Genomic DNA, 3,516 nt, shown 5'->3' on the forward strand with positions numbered 1-3,516 from the left:
GATCGTCCCGATGTTGATGTGCGGCTTGCTTCGATCGAATTTCTCCTTCGCCATCGCCTTTCTTTCCTTTCTCCTGATCTCCCGAGGCCCTTATCGCCCCGCCCTGTCCCAACTCCGGCCCTGTATTCTGGCAACGATCTGCTCGGTTACCGATTTGGGCGCCTGGGTGTATTGGTGAAAATGCATGGAATAGGTTGCTCGTCCCTGAGTCATGGACCGCAAATCGGTGGAATATCCGAACATCTCCGAGAGCGGAACCAGGGCAGTGACCACCTGCGAGCCGACGCGTGTTTCAATGGTTTCGATGCGCCCCCGACGAGCGTTGAGATCACCCCCGACCGGCCCGATAAACTCTCGGGGAACGACGACTTCCACCCGCATGACGGGCTCGAGCAACGCTGGTGCGGCTCGCGAAACCGCATCCTTCAAAGCCATGGAACCGGCAATCTTGAAGGCGATTTCGCTGGAATCCACCTCGTGGAAGGACCCGTCATACAGCGTCACTTCAATATCCTGAACCTCGTAGCCGGCCAAGGGCCCGGCCTCGGTAGCCTCCCGAATGCCTTTCTCCACGGCCGGAATGAACTCCCGAGGAATGGCGCCCCCCACGATGGCATTGATGAATTCAAATCCTCGCTCGGTGTCGGCCCTGGGTTCCACGCGAATCTTGACGTGGCCGTACTGACCGCGGCCGCCGGTCTGACGAACGAATCGCCCCTCCCCTTCGGCGCCCTGACAGATGGTTTCCCGATAGGACACCTGGGGCTTCCCCACGTTTGCGGATACCCCAAACTCCCGGAACATTCGGTCTACCAGAATCTCCAGATGCAGTTCTCCCATTCCCGAAATAATGGTCTGTCCCGTATCCTGGTCGGTCGACACCTTGAAGGTGGGATCTTCCTGCGCCAATTTCCCCAGCGCCATACCCAACTTCTCCTGGTCATTCTTGGTCTTGGGCTCAATGGCAACGGCCATGACTGGAACCGGAAATTCCATGGACTCCAGAATCACCGGCGCCTCTTGCACACAGATGGTATCGCCGGTAGCCACCTCTCTCAAACCCACGCCCGCTGCGATGTCGCCGGCATAGACCTGCTGGATCTCCTCACGCTTGTCGGCATGCATCTTCAGCAGTCGGCCCACGCGTTCCCTTCTGTCCTTGGTCGAATTGTAGACATAGGAGCCTGTCTTGAGGACACCCGAGTAGACCCGGAAAAAGGCCAGCTGTCCCACGTAGGGATCGGTCATGATCTTGAAGACCAGGGCCGAAAAGGGTTCCTGATCCCGGGACTCGCGGACGATCTCATCCCGACCTTCCCGGTCGGTGCCCACCACCGGAGGCAGGTCGGCGGGTGAAGGCAGATAATCCACCACGGCATCCAGCAAGGGCTGCACTCCCTTGTTCTTGAAGGCTGCGCCGCAAAGCACCGGAACCAACGCCAGGCTCAATGTGCCCCGCCGCAGGGCTGCCTTCAGGTCGCCCTCAGAGATGGACTCTCCGGAAAGGTATTTTTCCATCAGCGGGTCATCGGTCTCACAGACGGTCTCGATCATCCGTTCCCGATACTCCTGTGCCTGAGCAACCATCTCCGGAGGAATCTCCGCCGTTTCGTGGTCGGCTCCCAGGGTCTCGTCTCGGTAGATGATGGCCTTCATGCTGATCAGGTCGATAACGCCGACGAAATTCTCCTCCTTGCCCAGGGGGATCTGGACCGCCACAGGCTTTGCCAGCAATCGATCCTTGACCATCCTGACGCAGCCGAAAAAGTCGGCGCCGACCCGGTCCATCTTGTTGACGAAGACGATTCTCGGAACTTCGTACTTGTCGCCCTGCCGCCACACCGTTTCGGTCTGAGGCTCCACCCCTTCCACCGAGCCAAGCAGGCAGATGGCTCCATCCAGCACGCGAAGGCTGCGCTCCACCTCGGCGGTGAAGTCCACGTGACCCGGAGTGTCGATGATATTGATCCGAAAGTCCTTCCAGAAACAGGTGGTCGCCGCCGAGGTGATGGTGATTCCCCGCTCCTGTTCCTGCTCCATCCAATCCATGGTGGCAGTGCCATCATGGACCTCTCCCATCTTGTGGGTGATGCCGGTGTAATAGAGGATCCTCTCGGTGGCCGTAGTCTTGCCGGCATCGATGTGGGCCATGATTCCGATGTTTCGAATTTTCTCGAGTGGTATCTGACGTGACATAAGCAGCCGGGCAGCCACGGGTAAGAGGGGAAGCGGGCGGCCTCCAGCGGTTTTGGCCTCGGGCGCCCGACCCATCCTGCCAGTGAACGAAATTTCATTTACCACCGATAGTGGGCAAAAGCCTTGTTGGCCTCTGCCATGCGATGCACGTCTTCGCGCCTCTTGACGGCCGCGCCGCGGTTGCTGGCAGCATCCATGAACTCGGCAGCCAGTTTCTCCTGCATCGACTTCTCTTTGCGCATGCGGGTGTAGGTAATCAACCAGCGAATACTCAAAGAAACCCTGCGGTACTGGTTCACCTCGATGGGAACCTGATAATTGGCGCCGCCTACCCTCCTGGACTTCACCTCCAGAACGGGCTTGACGTTGTCCACGGCCTTCTTGAAGACCTTGAGGGGATCGTCTCCGGTCTTCTCCTTGATGATGTCCAGGGCGCCGTAAAACACATGTTCAGCCGTGCTCTTCTTCCCCTTCCACATGATGCAATTGATGAACTTGGAGACAAGGGGACTGTTGTATACGGGGTCGGGGATGATCTGACGCTTCGGTACATGTCCTTTGCGTGGCATGACTACTGCTCCCGAGACGGGCATTGCGAACAACGCCGCAGGTTAAGCCGTTGGATTCGAAACCGGGGGTGACTTACTTGGGCCGCTTGGCCCCGTACTTGGACCGGCTTTGCTTGCGATTCTCAACACCGACCGAGTCCAGGGTCCCGCGCACGACATGGTAACGTACTCCAGGCAGGTCCTTCACACGGCCTCCGCGAATCAGCACAATCGAATGCTCCTGGAGGTTGTGGCCAATGCCAGGAATGTAAGTCGTGACCTCGATGCCGTTGGTCAACCGCACTCGCGCCACCTTGCGCAAGGCCGAGTTCGGCTTCTTCGGAGTCGAGGTATAGACCCGCACGCAGACACCCCGCTTTTGTGGACAGCCCTGGAGTGCTGGACTGCTGGTCTTGTCTCTGGCCTTGGTTCGACCCAACCTCACCAGCTGATTAAACGTCGGCAACTCCTAATCTCCCAGAATTCACGCATTATCAATATGATAGCCCGGACACACAGCCCCGGACGCAAAACCACAAGACTATAGCAAAGCCGCAACCTCAGTGTCAATCAAAATGCCGGCAGGTTCGTTGATCGAGACGCCCCATCGAAGAGCGTCCCGGACGGCCCGGGCCGGAGCCGAGCCTTGCCTCCCCCACCGCATCCGCCTTCGCCATTCGGCGCTACTTTGCAGCGTCGCGAATGCCCCCCTCCGCATCAGCCTTCGCCTGCGGCTCGGCTTCTGCGACTCCCCCTCAAGGGGGGAGTGATT

The 3,516-nt window shown here is 58.8% G+C and carries 3 protein-coding genes; all 3 read right to left on the reverse strand.

Features of this window, described 5'->3' with window-relative positions:
• Positions 1–90: 90 nt before the first annotated feature.
• Positions 91–2,196 carry an elongation factor G gene (gene fusA / locus OXI69_09580; GenBank protein MDE2666391.1) on the reverse strand — a complete coding sequence of 702 codons (2,106 nt, stop codon included), beginning with the start codon at positions 2,194–2,196 and terminating at the stop codon, positions 91–93.
• Between the two features lie 98 nt (positions 2,197–2,294).
• The gene (rpsG, locus tag OXI69_09585) at positions 2,295–2,765 is read right to left on the reverse strand and encodes a 30S ribosomal protein S7 (GenBank protein MDE2666392.1); all 471 of its coding nucleotides are present in this window, start codon (positions 2,763–2,765) and stop codon (positions 2,295–2,297) included.
• Between the two features lie 73 nt (positions 2,766–2,838).
• Positions 2,839–3,210, reverse strand: a complete 372-nt coding sequence (gene rpsL / locus OXI69_09590) for a 30S ribosomal protein S12 (GenBank protein ID MDE2666393.1) — start codon at positions 3,208–3,210, stop codon at positions 2,839–2,841.
• Positions 3,211–3,516: the final 306 nt, after the last annotated feature.

This window comes from Acidobacteriota bacterium (assembly GCA_028875575.1).
Taxonomy (GTDB): Bacteria; Acidobacteriota; Terriglobia; order Versatilivoradales; family Versatilivoraceae; genus Versatilivorator.